Origin of the sequence: Chloroflexus sp., assembly GCF_034431535.1 — a bacterium.
Classification (GTDB): Bacteria; Chloroflexota; Chloroflexia; order Chloroflexales; family Chloroflexaceae; genus Chloroflexus.
In genome coordinates, this window is record NZ_DAOUDC010000056.1 from 1 (window position 1) to 21,011 (window position 21,011).

Sequence of the window (21,011 nt, forward strand, 5' to 3'; positions counted from 1 at the left end):
TGCCGGTGGCAATCGAAGAGGGTCTCCGCTTCGCCATCCGTGAGGGTGGTCGCACCGTCGGCGCCGGCGTCGTGACCAAGATCCTTGATTAGCAGAATGTGAACCGGAAACGGGGACGTGGTCTTTCCACGTCCCCGTCGATTGGAGAAAAAAAGATGGCTAAGCAAAAGGTTCGTATTCGCCTCAAGGCGTATGATCACAAGATCCTCGACCAATCTGCGCGCCAGATCGTCGAGGCAGCCGAGCGCACCGGCGCGCTGGTCGCCGGCCCGGTGCCGCTGCCGACCAAGATCGAGCGCTATAGCGTGATCCGGTCGGGGTTCATCGATAAAGACTCGCAGGAGCAGTTTGAGATTCGCACGCACAAACGATTAATCGATGTGCTCGATCCGAGCCAGCAAACGATTAATGCCCTGATGAAGCTCAATCTGCCGGCTGGTGTCGATATTGAGATTAAGCTGTAGAAGAAAAGCAGGCGTTGCGTGCCGCTGACGACGGCTTCGTTCTTGGTCAACGGCGGTGGCGCGCGCCGGAAAGGCAGCCGCTGCGCGAATGACGCATGCTGCGGAGGTACACTATGATTCACGGATTGTTAGGTCGCAAAGTCGGGATGATGCAGTACTTCACTGAAAAGGGCATGGCCATTCCGGTGACGGTTATCTCGGCCGGCCCCTGCATCGTCACCCAGATCCGCACGCCGGAGCGCGACGGCTACAGCGCGGTGCAGCTTGGCTACGAAGAGGTCGAGCCACGCAAGCTGACCAAGCCGCAACAGGGCCATCTCAAGGCGGCAGGCGGCACGATGTTGCGCTATCTGCGCGAGTTCAGCACCGATGATCCGCTGGCGCATAAGCCCGGCGAGGTGGTCACAGTCGAGCTGTTTAAGCCCGGCCAGAAGGTCGATATTGCCGGCAACTCGAAGGGACGCGGCTTTGCCGGCGTCGTCAAGCGGCACGGCTTCCGCGGCGGCCCCAAGACCCACGGCCAAAGCGACCGCCACCGCGCTCCCGGTTCGATTGGCGCCGGCACCACACCCGGTCGTGTGTGGAAGGGCCAGCGTATGGCTGGCCGCATGGGCGGCAAGCGCGTCACTATCCAGAATCTGGAAGTAGTCGAAGTGCTGCCCGAACAGAATTTGCTACTGGTGAAGGGCTCCGTTCCCGGCGCCCGCAATGGCCTGCTTCAGATCCGCAGAGCGGTGAAGGGCTAGAGGGGTAAAACGATGCAGGCAACACTCTACAATCAGGCCGGCGAACAGGTGGGCGCCATTGAGGTTAGCGATTATATCTTCGGCATCGAGCCGAATGTGCCGGTGATGCATCAGTATGTGGTGATGCAGAACGCGAACGCCCGCCTCGGTACGCACAATACTCGCGGTCGCGGCGAGGTCAAGGGTTCGACCCGCAAGCTCTACCGCCAGAAGGGTACCGGTCGCGCCCGCCAAGGCTCGATCCGCGCGCCGCATCACAAGGGCGGCGGTATTGCCCACGGCCCGCACCCGCGCTCGTATCGCGTCTCGATGCCGCGCAAGATGCGCCGGCTTGGCGTGCGCTCAGCGTTGTCGGCCAAGTTCGCTGCCGGCCAGATCCGGTTTGTGGATGCGTTGAGCTTCGAGCAGCCGCGCACCAAGGATTTCATCGCCTTCCTCAAGGCGCACGGCCTTGCCGATGCGAAGACGCTGGTCGTGATCGACAGCAAGAGCCCGGCGAATGAGAATCTGCGGCGCTCGGCCAATAATCTGCCGCAGGTGAAGACGCTGCTGGCCCACTACCTCAATGTACGCGATCTGTTGGTCTATGACCACATCGTTATGCCCAAAGCGGCGGTTGAGGTGGTCGAGAGTTATCTTGGCGAACGCACGCGCGTGGCGGCGCCGGCGCAGGAGGATTAAACTATGCTGACGCCGTATGATATTCTGATCCGCCCGCTGATCACCGAGAAGAATACCAGCTTGATGGAACTCAACAAGTATACGTTTGAGGTCCATCGCGAGGCGACGAAGCCTCAGATCAAGCGCGCGGTTGAGACCATCTTTAATGTGACGGTCACCAAGGTGCATACGATCAATGTGCGCGGGAAGCGCCGCCGGCGCGGCCAGTCGGTCGGTTATACCCGCGATTGGAAGAAGGCGATTGTGACGCTGGCCGAAGGCGATCGGATCGAGATCTTCGGCGCATAACGTCGCTGCTGAACAGAAAGCAGTGACCGGCACCGGTTCGCACTGATGAGCCGGCGCCGCCAGAGGGAGACAAAGTATGGGAGTTCGCATCTACAAGCCAACCTCGGCCGGTCGCCGCAATATGTCGGTCTCGACCTTCGAGGAGATTACCAAGAAGCGGCCAGAGCCGGGCTTGATCGAGCCGCTGCGCAAGAAGGCCGGCCGCAACAATCAGGGCCGCATTACGGTGCGCCATCGCGGCGGCGGCCATAAGCGGTTTTATCGCATTATCGACTTTAAGCGGAATAAGTTTGGCATTCCGGCCAAGGTGCAGGCGATCGAGTACGATCCCAATCGCAGCGCCCGGATTGCCCTGCTGGCCTACACTGATGGCGAGAAGCGCTATATCATTGCACCGCTCGGCCTCAAGGTCGGTGATACGGTGATGAGCGGCCCCGATGCCGAAATTCGCGTCGGTAACGCTCTGCCGATCAGCGCCATTCCGCTCGGCACCCAGATCCACAATATCGAACTAGAGATCGGGCGCGGTGGCGTGTTGGTGCGCTCGGCTGGCACTGCCGCCCAGTTGATGGCCAAAGAGGGTGATTACGCTACTGTCCGTATGCCTTCGGGCGAGATGCGCATGATCCACGTGCGCTGCATGGCTACCATCGGGCAGGTCGGCAATGTCGATCACCAGAACATTCGGATTGGTAAGGCCGGCCGCTCGCGCTGGCTTGGCCGCCGGCCGCGCGTGCGTGGAGCGGCGATGAACCCCCGCGACCATCCTCACGGTGGTGGCGAGGGTCGTGCGCCGCGTGGCATGAGCACGCCGAAGACAAAGTGGGGCAAGCCGGCCCGTGGCGTCAAGACCCGCCACAATCCGCGCTTCGATCGCTTTATTGTCCGCCGGCGCAAGTAAGGTTGCTCTGCCGGGTGGCGACCGTAGCCGCCCGGCGCCCTATGAGGAGGAACTATGTCCCGCTCGTCGAAGAAGGGGCCATACGTCGATATTCGATTGCTCGATAAGATTGAGGCGATGAACAAGGCCAATGAAAAGCGGGTGATCCGCACATGGTCGCGCGACTCGACCATCTTCCCGCAGATGATTGGCCATACCATCGCCGTCCACGATGGCCGCCGCCACGTGCCCGTCTACATTACCGAAAACATGGTCGGGCACAAGCTGGGTGAGTTTGCCCCCACCCGCTTCTTCCGCGGCCACGGCGGCAAGAAGGCCGATAAGCGCGGGAAAGTCAAGTAGCTCCCGCTTAAGTCCGATGGCATCAGACCAGAAACGTGGTAGAATAACACGCTTGTGGAGATGCGTCGGGTAGCGATACGAGAAGAGCAATGGAAGCAAAAGCTGTGACCCGCTATGTGCGAATCTCGCCGCTGAAGGTTCGCCTCGTGATGGATGTTGTGCGCGGCATGCCGGTTGACCGTGCATTGGCCACGTTGCGCTATATGCCGCAAAAAGCGGCTCGCGAGGTGGCTCGCACCCTCAAGTCGGCAATCGCGAACGCCGAGCACAACTTTGAGATGGATCGCGAAGAGCTGTACATTAAGACCATTTACGCCGATCAAGGCCCGGTCTTGAAACGGTTTATGCCGCGGGCGCGCGGGATGGCGAATCGCATCCGCAAACCAACCACCCATATCACGGTGGTGGTGGCCGATAAGTCGGAGTACTAGTAGAGGGAGGCTCGCTTGGGGCGCAAAGTACATCCGATCGGCTTCCGGCTCGGATATATCAAGGACTGGCAATCGAAGTGGTTCGCCAATGGCGAAGACTACACGCGCCAGCTTCATGAAGATATCGAGCTGCGCAAGCTGATCAGCAAAGAATTGCAGAGCGCAGGCGTGTCGCGGATCGAGATCGAACGCTCGGCTAATAAGATCGAGATTTCGGTCTATACGGCCAAGCCCGGGATCGTGATCGGCAAACGCGGCACGAATGTCGATACGCTGAAGAGCACGCTAGAGCGCAAAACGGGCAAGAAGATAAAGCTGAATATCAAAGAGATTAATCAGCCTGAACTTGATGCCCAGTTGGTGGCCGAGAGCATCGGCGAGCAGATTACCAAGCGTGTCAGCTACAAGCGCGCGATGAAGCAGGCCGTCCAGCGCGCGATGCGGCTGGGGGCGCAAGGCGTCAAGGTGCGCTGCTCGGGCCGGCTCGGCGGCGCCGAAATGTCGCGCGTCCATGAAGAAGCTGAAGGCCGCGTGCCACGCCATACGCTGCGCGCTGATATCGATTATGCGCAAGTGCATGCCCACACGACCTACGGCCGCATCGGTGTGAAGGTCTGGATCTACAAGGGAGAGGTCTTCCCCAACCAGACCGCGAAGGCGCAGGTCGAACAGCCGGCGGCGCCCGCGCCCGCACCCGAACGGCGTGAACGCCAGCCGAGGAGGAATAGCAATGCTTCTGCCTAAGCGCACGAAGTACCGCAAAATGCAAAAAGGGCGCAGCCCCGGCCTTTCGTACCGCGGCAATAATGTCGTGTTTGGTGAGTATGGCCTGATGGCGCTCGAACCAAGCTGGATCTCCAGCCGCCAGATTGAGGCTGCCCGCCGTGCGATCACTAATTATGTGAAGCGTGGCGGTAAGGTGTGGATCCGGATTTTTCCCGATAAACCCGTCACTCGCAAGCCCGCTGAGACCCGTATGGGTGGCGGTAAGGGTTCGGTTGATCACTGGGTGGCGGTAGTCAAGCCCGGCCGGATTATGTTTGAGCTAGCCGGTGTGCGCGAAGAGGTTGCCCATGAGGCCCTGCGCCGCGCCGCGCAAAAGCTGCCGGTGAAGTGCAAGGTCATCGACCGCGAAGAGCAGGGCACGCTGGCTACTGCCGAGGAGGTGAGCAGTGAAAACGAATGAGCTGCGCGCCCTCGATGATGCCCAACTGCACGCGAAGCTGGCTGAGTATAAAGTTGAGCTGTTTAATCTGCGCTTCCAAAAGGCGACCGGCAGCTTAGCCAATACCGCTCGGCCCCGTCAGGTCAAGAAGGAGATTGCGCGCATCCTGACCATCCTGCGCGAGCGCGAGTTGGCGCAGGCTGAGCTCGGCTAACGGATTATGGAGCAGAGCATGATGACCGCAGAACAAAAGCGCAAGACGACAAAGGTTGGCCGCGTCGTCAGCGATAAAATGGACAAGACAGTAGTGGTGGCGGTGGATTATCTCAAGCCCCATCCGCTCTATCGCAAGATTATTCGGCGGACGAAGAAGTTTCACGCCCACGATGAGGAAAATGCCTGCAAAGTGGGTGATGTCGTGCGGATCGAAGAGACCCGCCCGCTGAGCCGCACGAAGCGCTGGCGGGTAGTCGAAATTGTCAAGCGTGACGAGGGGGAGTAGCCATGATCCAGCCTCAAACACGGCTAAAGGTTGCCGATAATACCGGGGCCAAAGAGATCATGTGCATCCGGGTCCTCGGTGGTTCGCGGGTGCGCTATGGCCGGGTCGGCGATATCATTGTCGCATCGGTAAAGGTGGCAACGCCTGGCGGTCAGGTCAAAAAGGGTGATGTGGTCAAAGCGGTGATTATCCGCACGGCCAAAGAGTATGGCCGGCCCGACGGTTCGCACATCCGCTTTGATGATAACGCGGCGGTGTTGATCGGGAAAGAGAATAACCCGCGTGGCACCCGTATTTTTGGCCCGGTGGCCCGTGAGTTGCGCGAGAAGCAGTTTATGCGGATCGTGTCGCTTGCCCCGGAGGTGCTGTGATGCATGTGAAGACTGGTGATGAAGTGTTGGTGATCGCCGGCAAGGATAAGGGGCGCCGCGGCAAGATTAAGTACGCGCTGCCGGCGGTGAACCGGGTGGTGGTGGAAGGGTTGAATATCGTTAAGCGCCACCAGAAGCCGCGCGGCCCCGGTCGCGCCGGCGGGATTATCGAGATGGAAGCGCCGCTGCACGCTTCGAATGTGATGCTGATCTGCCCGAGCTGCGGGCGGGCCTCGCGCACCGGCAAGCGCTTCCTCGAAGAGACCGATCATAAGGGCCGCCCGCGCAAGGTGCGCTATTGCAAGGCCTGTGACGCCATTATCGATAAGTAGTCTATTTCAGGGCCGGCGCAGCTTAAGACTGACGCCAAGCCCCTGGAGAAAGAGCCATGACCGTTCGATTGCGTGAAAAGTATCAGAAAGAGGTCGTCCCCGCATTGATGGAGGAGTTTAAGTTCAAATCCATCATGCAGGTGCCGCGCCTCGTCAAAATTGTGGTCAATGTTGGCGTCGGCGAGGCGGTGCAGAATGCCAAGGCGATCGAGGCCGCGGTGAATGATCTGGCGACGATCACTGGCCAAAAGCCGGTGGTGACGCGGGCCAAGAAATCGGTGGCGTCGTTTAAGCTGCGCGCCGGGATGCCGATCGGTGCGATGGTTACGCTGCGCGGCGATCGGATGTACGATTTTCTTGACCGACTCTGCTCGCTGGCGCTGCCGCGCATCCGTGACTTCCGCGGCGTGAGCCGCAGTTCGTTCGATGGCCGCGGCAACTATAGCCTTGGTCTGCGCGAGCAGATCGTCTTCCCAGACATCGACTACGACAAAATCGACAAGATTCGTGGGTTAGAGGTGGCGATTGTCACCAGCGCGCCGAATGATGAGCAGGCCTATTCGCTGCTTAAGCGGCTCGGTATGCCATTTCGTGATTAGTTTGAACTAAGAGCGCGCAGTGCGCTGACTGGTTCAACGCTTTGAGGAGGTATTCCGTTGGCTAAGAAATCGTTGATCGTGAAGGCTCAGCGGCCGCCGAAATTTCAGGTGCGCGCCTACCATCGCTGCAAGATCTGCGGCCGGACGCGAGCCTATATTCGCAAGTTCGGGATGTGCCGTATTTGCTTCCGCGAGCATGCGTTGAAGGGCCTCATTCCGGGCGTCGTCAAGTCGAGCTGGTGAGTGCTGTGCGGCAATCAGAAACGTTTTTGACGCCCGACTTGTGAGGAGGCATACCGTGAGTGTGAATGATCCTATCGGCGATATGCTGACACGCATCCGCAATGCGTGCATGGCCCGCCATACAACGGTGACGATGCCGGCATCGAAGATGAAGATTGCAATTGCCGACATCTTGAAGCGGGAAGGTTTTATTCGGGATTACGCGGTGATCGATGATGGCAAGCCGTATAAGACCATTTCGATTACGCTGAAGTATATGTCCGACCGCCGGCCGGCAATTACTGGTCTGCGCCGGGTGAGCAAGCCGGGGCTGCGCATCTATACCAAGCGCGATGACATTCCGCGGGTGCGCGGCGGCCTCGGGCTGAGCATTCTCTCGACGCCGAAGGGTGTGCTCGCTGACCACGAGGCTTGGCGCGAGCGCGTCGGCGGCGAAGTGCTCTGCTACGTTTGGTAACGCGCACGGAGGAGTATCATGTCGCGAATTGGCAAACGACCGATTACCGTGCCGAAGGGCGTTCAGGTTACCATCGGCGAGCAGAACCTCGTGACGGTGAAAGGCCCGAAGGGTACCCTGACCCAGCAGTTGCACCCCGATATGCTGATTAAGCAGGAAGGGGATGTGATTACCGTCCAACGCCCTTCGGACGAGAAGTTGCACCGGGCTTTGCACGGCCTGACGCGCACCCTGCTTCATAATATGATTGTTGGGGTGACGCAGGGCTGGCAGCGGGCGCTCGAAATCAATGGCGTCGGCTACCGCGCCCAACTTGAGGGTAAGACGCTGGTGCTCAACCTTGGCTTTTCCCATCAGGTGCGCCTCGATCCGCCGCCGAACATTAGCTATGTCGTCGGTGAGCGCAAGTCGGCCAACGACCCGCTCGCGCTGACAGTGGTCGGGATCGATAAGCAACAGGTGGGTGAAGAGGCAGCGCGCATTCGCAGTCTGCGTCCGCCGGAGCCGTATAAGGGCAAGGGCATTAAGTACGTCGAAGAGAAGATCCGCCGCAAGGCCGGCAAGGCTGGTAAGGCGAAGTAGCCGGCTGGAAACGCGGCTAGCGGCATACGCGGTAACGATAGGATAGACAGGATTGGTTGGCAAGGCATCCCGTCCCTCTCTGTTATCCAGTCAGAAAGGGACGGATGCAGCGATACAACGCCACTGTTCTATCGTGATTGACCCAAGCGAGCGACGGGGGATAGAATCTCCGTTGCGGCAGTATTGAGGATAGTATGGGAAAACGAACACCACGTGAACTCCGGCTTCGCCGGCATAATCGCATCCGCAAGCGCGTGTCGGGCACCTCAGAACGGCCGCGGCTGAATGTGTTCCGCAGCCATGCCCACATTTACGCGCAGGTGATTGATGATACCGTCGGCCATACGCTGGTGGCCGCTTCCACCACCGAAAAGGGCTGGAACGGCACTCCGGACATGACCAAGACGCAGGAAGCGGCGCTGGTCGGCAAGTTGATTGCCGAACGAGCGTTGCAAGCCGGGATTACGAAGGTGGTCTTCGATCGCGGCGGCTATAAGTATCACGGACGGGTGAAAGCGCTGGCCGAGGCGGCCCGCGAAGCTGGTCTGAACTTCTAGTTGCCCAAGGGCAGCGTAGCGGAGGAACTGTGAAACGAGAACGTATCAACCCCGACACGCTGGAGCTCGAGGAGCGAGTCGTCCAGATCAACCGCGTGTCAAAGGTCGTGAAGGGCGGCCGGCGCTTCAGCTTCAGCACGGTCGTTGTGGTCGGCGATGGCAAAGGCCACGTTGGCATTGGCATGGGCAAAGCGGCAGAAGTGCCGGATGCGATCCGCAAGGGGGCCGAAGCGGCCAAGCGCAATCTGATCCGCGTACCGCTGGTGCATTCGACCGTGCCCCACGAGGTCGTGACGAAGTATGCTGCCACCAAAGTGATGCTGCGCCCGGCAGCCCCCGGTACCGGCGTTATCGCCGGTCGCGGCGTGCGCCCGGTGGTTGAGGCGGCTGGCATTAAAGACCTGCTCTCGAAGGTCTATGGCAGCAATAACCCGGTGAATGTCGTGAAGGCGACATTCAAGGCGCTAAGCGAGATGACCTCGCTGCAAGAGATGGCGCGTCGGCGCGACATGACGACGCAAGAGCTGATGGAACGCCGGACGCGGCGCGAAACGGAGGCGGCGTGATGGGTAAGCTGCGCGTAACGTATGTCAAAAGCGCAATCGGCTATGCGCGTGACCAGAAAGAGACGCTGGCCGCGCTCGGCTTGCGCCGATTGAATCAGAGTGTGCTCAAACCTGATAATCCATCGGTGCGCGGGATGCTGTTTAAGATTCAGCACCTCGTGAAGGTGGAAGAGGTTGAGGACGAGGTGCAGGCATGAAACTTCACGATTTGCGCCCCGCCGAAGGTTCGCACCGCAAGAGCAAGCGCATCGGTCGCGGCCACGGATCGGGCAAAGGCAAGACCGGCGGTAAGGGTATGATGGGCCAGAAGGCTCGCAGCGGGCCCGGGCCTTACCGCACCTTTGAGGGCGGCCAGAACCGGCTGGTGAAGCGCATGCCCTTCAAGCGCGGGTTTACGAACAAGTTCCGCATTGAGTATGAAGTGGTCAACGTTGGCAGCCTTGCCGATTGGCCGGTTGAGCTGGAAGTGACTCCGGAATCGCTGTTGGATCGCCGGCTAGTGCGCCGCAAGAAGATGCCGATCAAGATTCTCGGCGACGGCGAATTGAGCCAGCCGTTGGTGATCAAGGCGCATAAGTTTTCGGCCAGCGCCCGCCAGAAAATCGAGGCCGCCGGCGGAAAGGCGATCGATCTGACGTGGGTCGTCGAGCGCCCCTCGCGCTCGCGCGGGCCCAATCCGAGCATGCGCAACGCTCTCCAATCGTAATTGGTCAGTGCGGCGAGAACCCAGTTGTTCTCGCCGCCCACAGGAAGCATCACCATGCTGCAGGCTGTACTTCGCGCTATTCAGTTGCCTGATCTCCGGCGCCGCATCCTCTTTACGATCGGGATGCTGTTTCTGTTTCGCCTGATCGCGCATATTCCGGTGCCTAACATCAACCCGGTAACGCTCGAGCAGTTGCGGCAGGCGCTGGCAACTAACCAACTTGCCCAGTTGCTCAACCTGTTTGCCGGCGGCGCGCTGGAAAACTTTTCAGTGGCGGCGATGGGTGTCTACCCGTATATCACCGCCCAAATTATTATGCAGTTGTTGCAGCCACTCATTCCCGCGCTGCAAGAATTGCAAAAAGAGGGCGAACAGGGCCGCCTGCGCCTCAACCGCTACCAGTTGTGGCTGACCATTCCGCTGGCGTACCTGCAAGCCTACGGTCAGACGCTGACCCTTGAGCGCACGATTAACCCCAACAACGATCCTATTCAGTCGTTGTTCCGCACCCCGTTCGATCTGGGGGCGAATTTCTTACCGACCTTCACCGTGCTGACGACAATGGTCGCCGGTACGATGCTGTTGATCTGGCTCGGTGAACAGATCAACGAGCGCGGGATCGGCAACGGTATCTCGATCATCATCTTCGGCGGAATCGTGTCGCGGTTGCCCGGATTGATCATTCAGGGCTTCCAGATCAGCCAAGCCGGTGATTTCAGCACCATTCTTGGCCTGATCGGCTTTATCGCCATCGCGCTGTTGACGATCGTCGGCATTGTGCTCATTCAAGAAGGTCAGCGCCGTATTCGGGTGCAATATGCGCGGCGGGTGCGCGGCAACAAGGTCTATGGCGGCCAGAGCAGCTTCATTCCGCTGAAGGTGAATTCGGCCGGCATGATCCCGCTGATCTTCGCCCAAAGCATTATCATCTTCCCCGGCATCGTCGCGTCGTGGTTCTACCGGCCCGGCGCCGAAGGGATCGGGAATGCGATCGCCGGCTTCTTCTATAACACATTCAATCCGACCGGGCAGGGCGGCGGGATCGTCTACATGACGCTCCTCTTCTTGTTGACGGTTGGGTTTACCTACTTCTACACGGTGGTGATATTCACCCAGCAAGATCTGGCTGAGAACTTGCAGCGCAATGGCGGGTTCATCCCCGGCATTCGCCCCGGCAAAAAGACGGAGGAGTATCTGATGAAGGTGCTCAACCGGATCACGCTCGCCGGCGCGCTCTTCCTCGGCTTGATTGCGGTGTTACCCTTCCTCACCCAGTCGATCACGGGTGTGCAGATTGGGTTAGGCAGCACTGCACTGCTGATTGTGGTCGGTGTGGCAGTCGATACCATGCGCCAGCTTGAGGCGCAGTTGATTATGCGCGACTACGAGGGTTTCTTGACCCGGTAGACGTTGCACACGAACGGCAAAAAGTGTAGTACAATACAAGCCGTTGCTCGCCGGCATGCCGGTTGGGCAGCGTCTTTGTGAGACAGGCAGACGGTCATACCGTACAGGGTGCTGTGCGGTTCTGAAAATGAGCGAGCGCCGAGTCATGACCAACGTTATCTTGTTAGGACCGCCGGGGGCCGGCAAAGGCACACAGGCAAAGACCCTCGCCGATCGGACTGGTTTGACCCACGTCGCCAGCGGCGATCTCTTTCGCGCCGCGTTGCGTGAAGGAACCGAATTGGGCATGCTGGCAAAGTCCTATATGGATCGCGGTGAATTGGTACCCGATGAGGTCGTGATTCGGATGATCCTTGAGCGCATCCGGCAGCCGGACTGCGCCGCCGGTGTCATCTTCGACGGCTTCCCGCGGACCCAAGATCAGGCGCGGGCGCTCGAAGAGGCGCTTGCGGGTGACGGCGCTCGCATCGACGCCGTGCTCTTTTTGGCCGTGCCACAAGATGTGCTGCTGCGCCGAATTGCCGGTCGGCAGACGTGCCGCACCTGCGGCGCTATCTTCAATATCTATTATTTTCCGTCGCACCGACCGGGTATCTGCGACGCCTGCGGCGGCAAACTCTATCAACGGAGCGATGATTCGATCGAGACGGCGCAGCACCGGCTGGATGTCTACTTCGCCCAAACGATGCCGCTCATTGAGTACTATCAGCGGCAGGGCATCCTGCATGAGATCGATGGTCAACGTGAGATCGCGCTCGTGACAGAGGCAATGCTGAAAGCGCTGAGCCCGTATCTGGCGCCGGCGCAGCCGTAGGTTAGGAGGGATATGTCGAAGAAGAAGGACGTGATCGAGATGGAGGGCACGATCACGGAGCCATTGCCTAACGCAATGTTCCGGGTGCAGCTCGATAACGGGCATGAAGTGCTTGCTCACATCTCGGGCAAGATGCGGATGAATTACATCCGGATCTTGAAGGGTGACCGGGTATTGGTCGAGCTGTCGCCGTATGACCTGACCCGGGGACGCATTACGTATCGCTATAAGTAGGGGGCGCGACGCAGCACGGCGGCGTCCGCCGCCGCAAGGAGGCTGAAATGAAAGTGCGAGCGTCGGTAAAGCCGCGCTGCGAGTATTGCAAGGTGATTAAGCGTAAGGGCGTGATCCGGGTGATCTGCTCGCGCACACCGAAGCATAAACAGCGGCAAGGATAACGGCAGGCAATATCCGCCCGCTCTGACGGGCCGAGAAGGACGCTCCGCCAGCCGCATCCGGTTGGCGGAACCTATCAGTAGCGAAGAGGAAAGGCATGGCACGTATCGCCGGGGTTGATATTCCCCGCAACAAAAAGATCGAGATTGCGATCACTTACATCTATGGGATCGGCCGCTCGAATGGCATGGACATTCTGCGCAAGGCGAATGTGAATCCCGAGCGCCGGGTGCGTGATCTGACCGAGGAAGAGGTTGGCCGGATTCGCGAGATTGTCGATCGCGAGTATCGGGTCGAGGGCGATTTGCGCCGCGAGGTGCAGTTGAATATCAAGCGCCTAATGGATATTGGCTGCTACCGTGGCTTGCGCCACCGCCGTGGCATGCCGGTGCGTGGCCAGCGCACGCGCACCAATGCTCGCACTCGCCGCGGGCGGCGCGGTCAGGCGATCGGTATCAAGAAGAAGACCAAAAAGTAATTGCGATAAGGAGTGAGGCATGCCCGCGAAGGGAAAAGCGACCACGACGACGGCACGCCAGCGCGGCAAGCGCCGCGAACGCAAGAATGTGCCGCGGGGTCAGGCGCATATTCAGAGCACGTTTAACAATACGATCGTGACGATTACCGATCCGCAGGGCGCGGTGGTGTGTTGGGCGAGCGCCGGCCAGAGCGGTTTCAAAGGCTCACGCAAGAGCACGCCCTACGCTGCGCAGGTGGCCGCCGAGAACGCCGCCCGCAAGGCGATGGAAAACGGCATGCGGTCGGTTGAGGTGTTTGTGAAGGGCCCCGGCGCTGGCCGCGAGGCCGCGATCCGCTCGTTGCAGGCCGCTGGTTTGCAGATTACGGCAATTACCGATGTGACGCCCATTCCGCATAACGGCTGCCGCCCGCCCAAGCGCCGCCGCGTGTAAGCACAACGGTTCGGTGATGGGTGGCGACAAGGTACTCGTTCTGTCACTTCACTGTGAGACGACCGCAACTGGAACCGGAGGGCATTGTTCCCGGACGCCCACTGCGGTGGCGCGTGTAAGCAGCAGCGCCGGCGCCCATCTCACAGGCGTGCAAAGTGGAACGCAGCTTCCCTGCGTTCGTGATATTGACAAAGGATAAGGAAGACTATGGCGCGATACACAGGCCCCGTCGGTAAGGTGAGCCGGCGGCTGGGGATTGGAATCACCGAAAAAGGACAGCGCATTCTGAATAAGCGGTCGGATCCGCCGGGCCAGCACGGTGCTGCCGCCCGTCGCCGGCAGTTGTCCGACTATGGGATGCAATTGCGCGAAAAGCAGAAAGCAAAGTTTCTGTATGGCGTCCTCGAGCGCCAGTTCCGCCGTTTGTTCGAGCAGGCGTCGCGCCGCAGCGGCGTGACCGGCGAGTACTTGCTGAGCTTGCTCGAGCGCCGGCTCGATAATGTGGTATACCGGCTTGGGTTCGCCACGACGCGCGCGCAGGCTCGCCAATTGGTGAGTCACGGGCATATCGTTGTTGATGGTCGCAAGACAAATATCCCGTCGTATACCGTGAAGGTTGGGCAAGTGATCGCGGTGCGCCCGCAGAGCCGCAGCCGCACCTATTTTAAGAATCTGGTCGATAGCGGCGCGTTAAACAAGCACCGCGCCCCCGAATGGCTCCGGCTGAATGCCGCTGACCTCTCGGGTACGGTGGTCTCGCTGCCGCGCCGTGAAGATGCTGAGGCCGGGATCAACGAGCAGTTAATCGTCGAGTTCTATAGCCGGTAGTAGCTCCCGTCTGCGGGATGCAAACGAAGAAATGGGAGGCAGCCGTGCTCGATATCGCTCAACCAAAGATCGAGGTTGTCGAGACGACCGAGACCTTTGGGCGCTTTAAAATCGAGCCGCTCGATCCGGGCTATGGACATACGCTCGGCAACGCGCTGCGGCGCGTCTTGCTTACCGCCATTCCCGGATCGGCGATTACCCACGTGCGTATTGCCGGTGTCTATCAGGAGAGCGATACCATCTCCGGCGTGACCGAGGATGTGGTCGAGATCATTTTAAACCTGAAAGGCATCCACCTGCGTGGCCGCCACGAAGGCACGGCAACCGCGACGATCCGGAAGCAGGGACCGGGCATCGTGACGGCAGCCGATCTGGTCTTGCCAGAGGGGCTGGCGGTCGTTGATCCCGATCACTATATCTGCACCCTCGAACATGCGCAGGCGCAGTTTGAGTTGGTAGCAACGATTGAGCGCGGTCGCGGCTATCTGTCGGCTGATCAGCGCGGGATCCTGCCGCTGGGTGAGATTCCGATCGACGCGATCTTTACGCCAGTGCCGCGGGTGAATTATATGGTGGAAAACACCCGTATCGGCCAAGCAACTGACTTCGACCGCCTGATTCTTGAGGTGTGGACCAACGGCACCGTGCGGCCGGTCGATGCACTCGACTATGCGGCTCGGGTGTTGGTGCATTACAACACGACGATCGCGAATTTCAACCGGCTGGCCGCCGAACCGGAAGCTCAGAACGAAGCGAATGGGTTGGAGATTCCAGCGAGCGTCTATGACACCTCGATCGAGACGTTGGAACTTTCGACCCGCACATATAACTGCCTGAAGCGGGCCGAAATCACCAAGATCGGTCAGGTGTTGCAGATGGACGAGAAGGCGCTCTTGTCGGTGCGCAATCTCGGCCAGAAATCGATGGAAGAGATTCGCGATAAATTGATCGAACGGGGTTATATTCCGCGATTGCCTGCGAATGGGGCGTCGCGCTAAGGGGATACGACCATGCGACATCGACATGCCGGAAAATTGCTGGGGCGGTCGTATGAGCACCGCAAGGCGCTCTACCGTAACCTCATGATCGCCCTCATTGAGCACAAGAAGATTAAGACGACGCTGGCCAAGGCGCGCGCGGTCCAGCCTGAAATTGAACAACTGCTCTCGATTGCGCGCGAGGACACGCCGCATGCGCGCCGGATGGCGCTTTCGAAGCTGGCTAGCAAGGACGCGATGCGCAAGCTGTTTACTTTTGCGCCGACCACTTACGGCGGGCGCAATGGCGGCTACACGCGGATTACCAAGCTCGGCCCGCGCCGCGGCGATGGGGCTGAAATGGCCTTGATCGAGTTGGTCTGATGCGGACGATTGCGCTGCTGCTAGCCTATGACGGCGCCGATTTCGCCGGCTCGCAGTGGCAAACCAACATTCGCACGGTGCAAGGCGCGCTCGAATCGGCATGGGAGGCGCTGACGCAGGAACAACGCCGGATTGTGTTGGCTGGACGCACTGATGCCGGTGTCCACGCTTCTGGGCAGGTGGCGCATGTGCAAACGGACACTCGCCATTCGCTCGCTACCATCTGGCGTGGCCTGAATGCGCATCTGCCAACCGATTTGGCGGTGCAGAATGTCGGTGAAGTGCCGCGCGATTTTCACGCGCGCTTTAGTGCTCTGCAGCGTGAATATCGCTATCTGATCGATTGTGCGCCGGCGCCATTGCCGCAACTCCGCCATCAGGCGCTGCATTACGCAGGATCGCTTGATGTAGCAGCAATGACCGCAGCGCTTCGGTTACTGGAGGGAACGCACGATTTTGCCGCCTTCACGACGGCCACGCCAACCCAACGCTCGACGGTGCGGACGATGCACTGGACCCGGATCGTCGAGCGGGAGTGGTTTGACCGGCGGTTATTAGCCATCGAGCTAGCGGCAAATGCGTTTCTGCAACATATGGTGCGGATGATCGTCGGCACGCTGCTGCTCGTTGGGCGTGGGCGGATGACCGTCGATCAGTTTGGTGAGGTATTGGTCAGCCGTGATCGCCGGCTGGCCGGGCCAACCGCCCCAGCGCACGGGTTGACGCTCACGGCGGTGCGCTACCCGCCCGGCCTTATTCGCTGGGTTGAACCAATAGAACGGCAAAATGGCACGACGAAGGTCGAACAGCCTTCGTCCTACGTACACGAGGAATAGGTGCTGTGAAGACCTATCATCAGAAACCGTCAGAAGTGCAGCGCGACTGGTACGTCATTGATGCGAGCGGGAAGGTGCTCGGCCGGTTGGCGACGCAGATCAGTACGCTGCTGCGCGGCAAGCACAAGCCGACGTATACTCCGTCGATCGACGGCGGTGATTTCGTGATTGTGGTCAACGCCGAGAAGATTGTGTTGACCGGGCGCAAGCCGGATCAGAAGATTTACTATCGGCACACTGGGTATCCGGGAGGCATCAAAGCCACGCCGTACAAGATGATGCTGGCCAAGAGCCCGGATCGCGTTCTGCGGCTTGCCGTCAAGCGGATGCTGCCGAAGAACCGGATGGGCCGCCGGTTGCTGACCAAACTGCGCATCTACGCCGGGCCGAACCACCCGCACGCTGCGCAGCAGCCCAAGCCCTACATCCCGCGCTAGTGCAGCGTGGGCCGTTGGTACTGCAACTCGCGCCCTCGCGCGTTGATCACGAGCACGCGCCATACCCGGCGCACAGGTGGTGAGGAGAAGAAATGGAAGCCAAGCGCTACTATCAGGGCACCGGCCGCCGCAAGACGGCGGTGGCACGGGTGCGCCTCTTCCCCGGTAGTGGGGATTTTATCGTCAATGGTAAGAAGCCGGAAGACTACTTCGGCAATCGCGATCTGTTCCAGCGCAATCTACGGCTGCCGCTGGTGTTGACTAATCACCTCAACACGTTTAACGTACTGGTGAAGGTCAAGGGGGGTGGCGTGTCCGGGCAGGTCGGTGCGGTGCGGCACGGCATTGCCCGCGCCCTGCTCGATTACGATAGCGAGCTGCGCCCAACGCTCAAACAGGCTGGCCTGCTCACCCGCGACCCACGCGCGAAAGAGCGGAAGAAGGTCGGTCTCAAGCGCGCGCGCAAGGCACCTCAGTACACCAAGCGCTAACGCAGACATCAGCGATTATCGCAGCGATGCAAGCAGGCAGACGGTCCGCGACCCGGCCGTCTGCTATGCATTATCATTCACTGGGCGGTTGGCATGCGCGTGATCACCGGAAAAGCCAAAGGGCATCGCCTGAAAGCGCCGAAAGGGCTTGGCACCCGGCCCATGCTGGATCGAGTCAAAGAGGCGCTCTTTTCCGTGCTAGAAGGGTACGGGCCGATTCGCGGCACCGTGCTTGATCTCTACGCCGGCACCGGCTCGCTCGGCATCGAATGCCTATCTCGCGGGGCTGACAGCGCCGATTTCGTCGAGCGCAATGCGCACGTCTGCTCTATCATCGCCGAAAATCTGCGCCATACTCGTTTTGATCAGCAAGCGCGCATCCATCACATGCCGGTTGATCGCTTTTTGCACCGTCAGCGCGGCGTTGGACGCTATGATATAATCATTATGGACCCGCCGTATGCTGATCCAGAGATCGAGGCGACCATACAGCTCGTCGCGAGCAGTGGCGTTGGCAAAGAGGGCAGTTTGCTGATTGTCGGGCATTCGCCCCGCGTCACGCTCGCCGATGCGTATCCCGGTCTGCATCGGATCAAATTTCGCCGGCTGGGAGACTCCTGTTTTTCGATCTACGAACTCGCGACCACCGCTACGCCGGAACAAGAAGGGTAAGCCATGCGCATCGCCATCTATCCCGGCAGTTTCGATCCGGTCACTTACGCTCACCTTGATATCGCCCGCCGCGCTGCGCGCATCTTCGACCGGGTCATTATGGCCGTCTTCGATCGACCACAAAAGCGGTTGCTGTTTTCAACCGAAGAGCGCTTGCAATTGTTACGAGCGACGACCGCCGACCTCGCCAATGTGGAAGCGATGAGCTACCACATCCTCACAGTCGAATTCGCGCGTGAGGTTGGCGCATGCGCCATCGTGCGCGGCCTGCGCGCCGGGAGCGATTTTGAAGCTGAGTTCCAGATGGCGCAGGTCAATCAGACGATCGATCCCGAGATTGAAGTGGTGGTGTTGATGGCCGGGCGGCCATTCGCGCACATCAGCTCGACGGCTGTGCGTGAAATGGCGAGCCTAGGGCGCGATCCGGTGGAATTTGCGCCGCCGTTGGTTGTTGCGGCCTTACGGGAAAAGTTCGCGCAGAGGGGGTGATCGCCATCGAGCTGGATGATCTGATTGATGAATTGGAAGAGGTGATCGCTGCCGGAGTTCGCTTGCCCCTCAGCGGCGGGCGCACGCTGATTGATGAAGGTCGCGTGATCGAGATCATCGACCAGATGCGCACAGTCATTCCCGAAGAGATCCGGCGCGCCCGCCGAATTATCGCCGAGCAAGAGCAATTGCTCGCTGCTGCGCAAGCCCGCGTGCAAGAGGTGCTGAGCGAACGCGGTCTGTTGGCGGCGGTTGAAGCGGAGCGAGCGCGCTTGCTGCAACAGGCCGAACAGGAAGCCGCTGAGGTGCGAGCCGGCGCTGACGCCTATGCCCGGCAAGTATTGGAAGAACTCGATGAGCGGCTGAGCAAGTTGCTCACGAGTGTGCGGAATGGCTTGCATGCGCTGGATGAGCGCCAACCGGGCGCTTGACAACCCGCCACTCTCTCGCCTATAATTTGGCGCTTGTGGCGGGGCCAATGGCGCGCCACAGGTAAATATTATGACAGCTCTACGGTTTAACCTCGCGCAATTGCTGCGCGAAGAGATGGGAGCGCGACGTGATATCTCGTTTACCGAGCCGGCGCTGCAGCTCGATGACGATCTGACGTTGCGCAATATTAGCGGTCGCCTCCGTTTGACCCGCACGGCGGCTGGTGTGTACGCACAGGTGACTGTTCACGGCGTTGTCACCCTCACTTGCGTGCGCTCGCTTGAACAGTTCGATTATGAACTTGATCTCGACTTCAGCGATCAGTTTTACGCTGTGGTCGATGTGGTGAATGGGCACCGATTGCCAAAACCGGTGGAAGATGATCCGTTTATGCTCGATGAGCTGCACCATATCGATGTGGGTGAAGCGATTCGCAGCTACGCGCTGATCAGCTTGCCGATGAACCCGGTCGCGCCGGCTTACCGCGACCAACCGGTCAACTATACGGTTGAGTCGGAAGGCATTGAGGAAGACGACGCTCCAGTCGATGAACGCTTCGCTGCGCTGCGTGAATGGGCAGAGCGACAACGGAACCAAAACTGAGGAGTAACAAATCATGGGTGCAGTACCGAAACGAAAAGTATCGCGCCACCGGCGCGGTAACCGGCGGCAGCATCTGGCGTTGACACCGCCGGTTATGGTAACTTGCCCGCGCTGCGGCGAATTGATGCGGGCGCATCGCGTATGCCTGTCGTGCGGTTACTACAAGGGCCGGCAGGTCCTGAAAGTGAACGCTGAGTAGTCAGTTACGCTTGGATCGCGACACGTACAGGGTCCACAGGCATGAAGGGGGCTGCCTGCCGATCGGATCGGTTTGGCAGCCCTTCACCGTAGATAGAAAGGCCGTGAGGGTGAGCAGGGAACGTTACGCAGCAGTGATCGGCTGGGGTATGGCCGTCCCCTCGCGTGTGATCACGAATGATGAGCTGGCACAACGGATTGACACCTCTGATGAGTGGATCCGCACCCGTACCGGCATCCGTGAACGCCGAGTCGCTAGTCCCGGTGAGAGCACGTCAACCTTCGCAACCGCCGCCGGACGCGAGGCGCTAGCAATGGCAGGATTCGATGCGGCGACCATTGACACGGTGATCGTCGCTACCTGCACCCCTGATCGACCTTTCCCCGCGACCGCTTGCACGGTGCAAGCCCAGTTGCAAATCCCGCGCGCAACAGCGTTTGATCTAGCAGCAGCCTGTAGCGGTTTCGTCTACGGACTGACCGTCGCCACGAGCCTGATTAAAAGTGGGGTGAGCCGCCGCCTCTTGCTGATCGGGGCCGATATCTTTACCCACTATATTAACTGGGACGACCGCAACACCTGCGTCTTGTTTGGCGATGGCGCCGGCGCAGTGGTGCTAGAAGCGACCGATCAGCCGTCTGGCCTGATTGCTTCCAACCTGAGCGCCGACGGCAACCTCGAAGACCTGATGGCGGTTGATGCCGGCGGCACGCGCATGCCGCTCACTGCCGAGTTGCTGGCTGAAGGCCGGCAATATGTCTACATGAATGGGCGTGAAATCTTTAAGCACGCCGTGCGTGAGATGAGCGATTCAGCGATGCAGGTGGTGCAAGCGGCTGGGTTGACGATCGACGATATTGCGCTGGTCATCCCACACCAAGCCAATGTGCGGATTATTGATGCGGTCGCGCGCCGGCTCGAAATTCCGCCTGAGCGGGTGATGATCAATCTTGACCGGTATGGCAACACATCGGCGGCCTCCATTCCGATTGCCCTGTACGAAGCTGCCCAACAAGGCCGGATTACATCTGGCGACTATGTCTTAGTCACCGCATTTGGTGGCGGTTTAACATGGGGGTCGGGCGTGGTACGCTGGGGCCGTCCGGCGCAGTAAGGGGTTTGCTGGGCCGCTCGTTGCGGCCCAGCAGCTATAACGAGCTAACACAGACGATGAGCGGTCACGCTAGCGCAAGAGCCGAGGG

The 21,011-nt window shown here is 59.9% G+C and carries 40 protein-coding genes; all 40 read left to right on the forward strand.

The window, feature by feature from the left end; all coding sequences use genetic code 11:
• Positions 1-92, forward strand: a 92-nt coding sequence (locus U9R61_RS13950; RefSeq protein ID WP_322487988.1) for a hypothetical protein, incomplete at its 5' end; no start/stop codon positions are given.
• A gap of 63 nt (positions 93-155) precedes the next feature.
• Complete coding sequence (gene rpsJ / locus U9R61_RS13955) at positions 156-464, forward strand: 30S ribosomal protein S10 (RefSeq protein WP_012258230.1); 309 nt, start codon at positions 156-158, stop codon at positions 462-464.
• Positions 465-577: 113 nt separating this feature from the next.
• A complete protein-coding gene (gene rplC / locus U9R61_RS13960; protein ID WP_322489434.1) occupies positions 578-1,210 on the forward strand; it encodes a 50S ribosomal protein L3 in 633 nt (210 codons plus the stop codon).
• A 12-nt stretch (positions 1,211-1,222) separates the two neighbouring features.
• Complete coding sequence (gene rplD / locus U9R61_RS13965; protein WP_322489435.1) at positions 1,223-1,891, forward strand: 50S ribosomal protein L4; 669 nt, start codon at positions 1,223-1,225, stop codon at positions 1,889-1,891.
• A 3-nt stretch (positions 1,892-1,894) separates the two neighbouring features.
• The gene (gene rplW / locus U9R61_RS13970) at positions 1,895-2,179 is read left to right on the forward strand and encodes a 50S ribosomal protein L23 (protein WP_298405814.1); all 285 of its coding nucleotides are present in this window, start codon (positions 1,895-1,897) and stop codon (positions 2,177-2,179) included.
• 76 nt (positions 2,180-2,255) lie between these two features.
• Positions 2,256-3,080 carry a 50S ribosomal protein L2 gene (gene rplB / locus U9R61_RS13975; protein WP_322489436.1) on the forward strand — a complete coding sequence of 275 codons (825 nt, stop codon included), beginning with the start codon at positions 2,256-2,258 and terminating at the stop codon, positions 3,078-3,080.
• Between the two features lie 54 nt (positions 3,081-3,134).
• Positions 3,135-3,422 (forward strand): 30S ribosomal protein S19, encoded by a 288-nt coding sequence (gene rpsS / locus U9R61_RS13980; protein ID WP_298405817.1) that lies wholly within the window; start codon positions 3,135-3,137, stop codon positions 3,420-3,422.
• Between the two features lie 89 nt (positions 3,423-3,511).
• Positions 3,512-3,853, forward strand: coding sequence for a 50S ribosomal protein L22 (gene rplV, locus U9R61_RS13985; RefSeq protein WP_066789237.1), 342 nt, complete (start codon positions 3,512-3,514; stop codon positions 3,851-3,853).
• Between the two features lie 15 nt (positions 3,854-3,868).
• On the forward strand, positions 3,869-4,597 hold the full coding sequence (gene rpsC, locus U9R61_RS13990) for a 30S ribosomal protein S3 (protein WP_322489437.1): 729 nt from the start codon (positions 3,869-3,871) through the stop codon (positions 4,595-4,597).
• Complete coding sequence (rplP, locus tag U9R61_RS13995; RefSeq protein WP_322489438.1) at positions 4,584-5,039, forward strand: 50S ribosomal protein L16; 456 nt, start codon at positions 4,584-4,586, stop codon at positions 5,037-5,039. The genes rpsC and rplP overlap by 14 nt, the downstream gene beginning before the upstream one ends.
• Positions 5,026-5,232, forward strand: coding sequence for a 50S ribosomal protein L29 (gene rpmC, locus U9R61_RS14000; RefSeq protein ID WP_322489439.1), 207 nt, complete (start codon positions 5,026-5,028; stop codon positions 5,230-5,232). The genes rplP and rpmC overlap by 14 nt, the downstream gene beginning before the upstream one ends.
• Positions 5,233-5,250: 18 nt before the next feature.
• Complete coding sequence (gene rpsQ / locus U9R61_RS14005) at positions 5,251-5,520, forward strand: 30S ribosomal protein S17 (protein ID WP_416208855.1); 270 nt, start codon at positions 5,251-5,253, stop codon at positions 5,518-5,520.
• A gap of 2 nt (positions 5,521-5,522) precedes the next feature.
• The gene (gene rplN, locus U9R61_RS14010) at positions 5,523-5,891 is read left to right on the forward strand and encodes a 50S ribosomal protein L14 (RefSeq protein WP_012258241.1); all 369 of its coding nucleotides are present in this window, start codon (positions 5,523-5,525) and stop codon (positions 5,889-5,891) included.
• Complete coding sequence (gene rplX / locus U9R61_RS14015) at positions 5,891-6,223, forward strand: 50S ribosomal protein L24 (RefSeq protein ID WP_322489440.1); 333 nt, start codon at positions 5,891-5,893, stop codon at positions 6,221-6,223. Before rplN ends, rplX begins: the two co-directional genes overlap by 1 nt.
• Positions 6,224-6,279: 56 nt before the next feature.
• On the forward strand, positions 6,280-6,822 hold the full coding sequence (gene rplE, locus U9R61_RS14020; RefSeq protein ID WP_066789250.1) for a 50S ribosomal protein L5: 543 nt from the start codon (positions 6,280-6,282) through the stop codon (positions 6,820-6,822).
• Between the two features lie 57 nt (positions 6,823-6,879).
• A complete protein-coding gene (locus U9R61_RS14025) occupies positions 6,880-7,065 on the forward strand; it encodes a type Z 30S ribosomal protein S14 (protein ID WP_322489441.1) in 186 nt (61 codons plus the stop codon).
• A gap of 55 nt (positions 7,066-7,120) precedes the next feature.
• Complete coding sequence (rpsH, locus tag U9R61_RS14030) at positions 7,121-7,522, forward strand: 30S ribosomal protein S8 (RefSeq protein ID WP_066789256.1); 402 nt, start codon at positions 7,121-7,123, stop codon at positions 7,520-7,522.
• Between the two features lie 18 nt (positions 7,523-7,540).
• Complete coding sequence (gene rplF, locus U9R61_RS14035; RefSeq protein WP_322489442.1) at positions 7,541-8,104, forward strand: 50S ribosomal protein L6; 564 nt, start codon at positions 7,541-7,543, stop codon at positions 8,102-8,104.
• Between the two features lie 194 nt (positions 8,105-8,298).
• The gene (gene rplR, locus U9R61_RS14040; protein ID WP_066789261.1) at positions 8,299-8,661 is read left to right on the forward strand and encodes a 50S ribosomal protein L18; all 363 of its coding nucleotides are present in this window, start codon (positions 8,299-8,301) and stop codon (positions 8,659-8,661) included.
• A 29-nt stretch (positions 8,662-8,690) separates the two neighbouring features.
• On the forward strand, positions 8,691-9,227 hold the full coding sequence (gene rpsE / locus U9R61_RS14045) for a 30S ribosomal protein S5 (RefSeq protein ID WP_066789264.1): 537 nt from the start codon (positions 8,691-8,693) through the stop codon (positions 9,225-9,227).
• Positions 9,227-9,424 (forward strand): 50S ribosomal protein L30, encoded by a 198-nt coding sequence (gene rpmD / locus U9R61_RS14050; RefSeq protein WP_015941720.1) that lies wholly within the window; start codon positions 9,227-9,229, stop codon positions 9,422-9,424. Before rpsE ends, rpmD begins: the two co-directional genes overlap by 1 nt.
• On the forward strand, positions 9,421-9,933 hold the full coding sequence (rplO, locus tag U9R61_RS14055) for a 50S ribosomal protein L15 (protein ID WP_322489443.1): 513 nt from the start codon (positions 9,421-9,423) through the stop codon (positions 9,931-9,933). The genes rpmD and rplO overlap by 4 nt, the downstream gene beginning before the upstream one ends.
• A gap of 54 nt (positions 9,934-9,987) precedes the next feature.
• Positions 9,988-11,340 (forward strand): preprotein translocase subunit SecY, encoded by a 1,353-nt coding sequence (secY, locus tag U9R61_RS14060; RefSeq protein WP_322489444.1) that lies wholly within the window; start codon positions 9,988-9,990, stop codon positions 11,338-11,340.
• A gap of 145 nt (positions 11,341-11,485) precedes the next feature.
• Positions 11,486-12,154, forward strand: a complete 669-nt coding sequence (locus U9R61_RS14065) for an adenylate kinase (RefSeq protein ID WP_066789272.1) — start codon at positions 11,486-11,488, stop codon at positions 12,152-12,154.
• A 12-nt stretch (positions 12,155-12,166) separates the two neighbouring features.
• Positions 12,167-12,388 carry a translation initiation factor IF-1 gene (infA, locus tag U9R61_RS14070; protein WP_012258253.1) on the forward strand — a complete coding sequence of 74 codons (222 nt, stop codon included), beginning with the start codon at positions 12,167-12,169 and terminating at the stop codon, positions 12,386-12,388.
• A 47-nt stretch (positions 12,389-12,435) separates the two neighbouring features.
• Positions 12,436-12,552 (forward strand): 50S ribosomal protein L36, encoded by a 117-nt coding sequence (gene rpmJ, locus U9R61_RS14075; protein WP_012258254.1) that lies wholly within the window; start codon positions 12,436-12,438, stop codon positions 12,550-12,552.
• A gap of 95 nt (positions 12,553-12,647) precedes the next feature.
• A complete protein-coding gene (gene rpsM, locus U9R61_RS14080) occupies positions 12,648-13,028 on the forward strand; it encodes a 30S ribosomal protein S13 (RefSeq protein ID WP_066789275.1) in 381 nt (126 codons plus the stop codon).
• A gap of 19 nt (positions 13,029-13,047) precedes the next feature.
• On the forward strand, positions 13,048-13,461 hold the full coding sequence (gene rpsK / locus U9R61_RS14085; protein WP_066789278.1) for a 30S ribosomal protein S11: 414 nt from the start codon (positions 13,048-13,050) through the stop codon (positions 13,459-13,461).
• Between the two features lie 207 nt (positions 13,462-13,668).
• Complete coding sequence (gene rpsD, locus U9R61_RS14090) at positions 13,669-14,289, forward strand: 30S ribosomal protein S4 (protein WP_322489445.1); 621 nt, start codon at positions 13,669-13,671, stop codon at positions 14,287-14,289.
• A gap of 44 nt (positions 14,290-14,333) precedes the next feature.
• Positions 14,334-15,287 carry a DNA-directed RNA polymerase subunit alpha gene (locus U9R61_RS14095; RefSeq protein WP_322489446.1) on the forward strand — a complete coding sequence of 318 codons (954 nt, stop codon included), beginning with the start codon at positions 14,334-14,336 and terminating at the stop codon, positions 15,285-15,287.
• 12 nt (positions 15,288-15,299) lie between these two features.
• The gene (gene rplQ / locus U9R61_RS14100) at positions 15,300-15,650 is read left to right on the forward strand and encodes a 50S ribosomal protein L17 (protein WP_322489447.1); all 351 of its coding nucleotides are present in this window, start codon (positions 15,300-15,302) and stop codon (positions 15,648-15,650) included.
• A complete protein-coding gene (gene truA / locus U9R61_RS14105) occupies positions 15,650-16,486 on the forward strand; it encodes a tRNA pseudouridine(38-40) synthase TruA (protein WP_322489448.1) in 837 nt (278 codons plus the stop codon). The genes rplQ and truA overlap by 1 nt, the downstream gene beginning before the upstream one ends.
• Positions 16,487-16,491: 5 nt before the next feature.
• Positions 16,492-16,923 carry a 50S ribosomal protein L13 gene (rplM, locus tag U9R61_RS14110; RefSeq protein ID WP_066789289.1) on the forward strand — a complete coding sequence of 144 codons (432 nt, stop codon included), beginning with the start codon at positions 16,492-16,494 and terminating at the stop codon, positions 16,921-16,923.
• Between the two features lie 92 nt (positions 16,924-17,015).
• Entirely contained in the window at positions 17,016-17,414 is a 399-nt protein-coding gene (gene rpsI, locus U9R61_RS14115) for a 30S ribosomal protein S9 (protein WP_066789292.1), read from the forward strand.
• 93 nt (positions 17,415-17,507) lie between these two features.
• Positions 17,508-18,086 carry a 16S rRNA (guanine(966)-N(2))-methyltransferase RsmD gene (gene rsmD / locus U9R61_RS14120; protein WP_322489449.1) on the forward strand — a complete coding sequence of 193 codons (579 nt, stop codon included), beginning with the start codon at positions 17,508-17,510 and terminating at the stop codon, positions 18,084-18,086.
• A gap of 3 nt (positions 18,087-18,089) precedes the next feature.
• Positions 18,090-18,575: a pantetheine-phosphate adenylyltransferase gene (coaD, locus tag U9R61_RS14125; RefSeq protein WP_322489450.1), complete on the forward strand. Its 486-nt coding sequence runs from the start codon at positions 18,090-18,092 to the stop codon at positions 18,573-18,575.
• The gene (locus U9R61_RS14130) at positions 18,572-19,006 is read left to right on the forward strand and encodes a hypothetical protein (RefSeq protein WP_322489451.1); all 435 of its coding nucleotides are present in this window, start codon (positions 18,572-18,574) and stop codon (positions 19,004-19,006) included. Before coaD ends, U9R61_RS14130 begins: the two co-directional genes overlap by 4 nt.
• Before the next feature lie 70 nt (positions 19,007-19,076).
• Positions 19,077-19,610 carry a DUF177 domain-containing protein gene (locus U9R61_RS14135; protein WP_322489452.1) on the forward strand — a complete coding sequence of 178 codons (534 nt, stop codon included), beginning with the start codon at positions 19,077-19,079 and terminating at the stop codon, positions 19,608-19,610.
• Between the two features lie 13 nt (positions 19,611-19,623).
• Positions 19,624-19,809: a 50S ribosomal protein L32 gene (gene rpmF / locus U9R61_RS14140; RefSeq protein ID WP_322489453.1), complete on the forward strand. Its 186-nt coding sequence runs from the start codon at positions 19,624-19,626 to the stop codon at positions 19,807-19,809.
• Between the two features lie 109 nt (positions 19,810-19,918).
• Entirely contained in the window at positions 19,919-20,923 is a 1,005-nt protein-coding gene (locus U9R61_RS14145; RefSeq protein ID WP_322489454.1) for a beta-ketoacyl-ACP synthase III, read from the forward strand.
• The last annotated feature ends 88 nt before the right edge of the window (positions 20,924-21,011 follow it).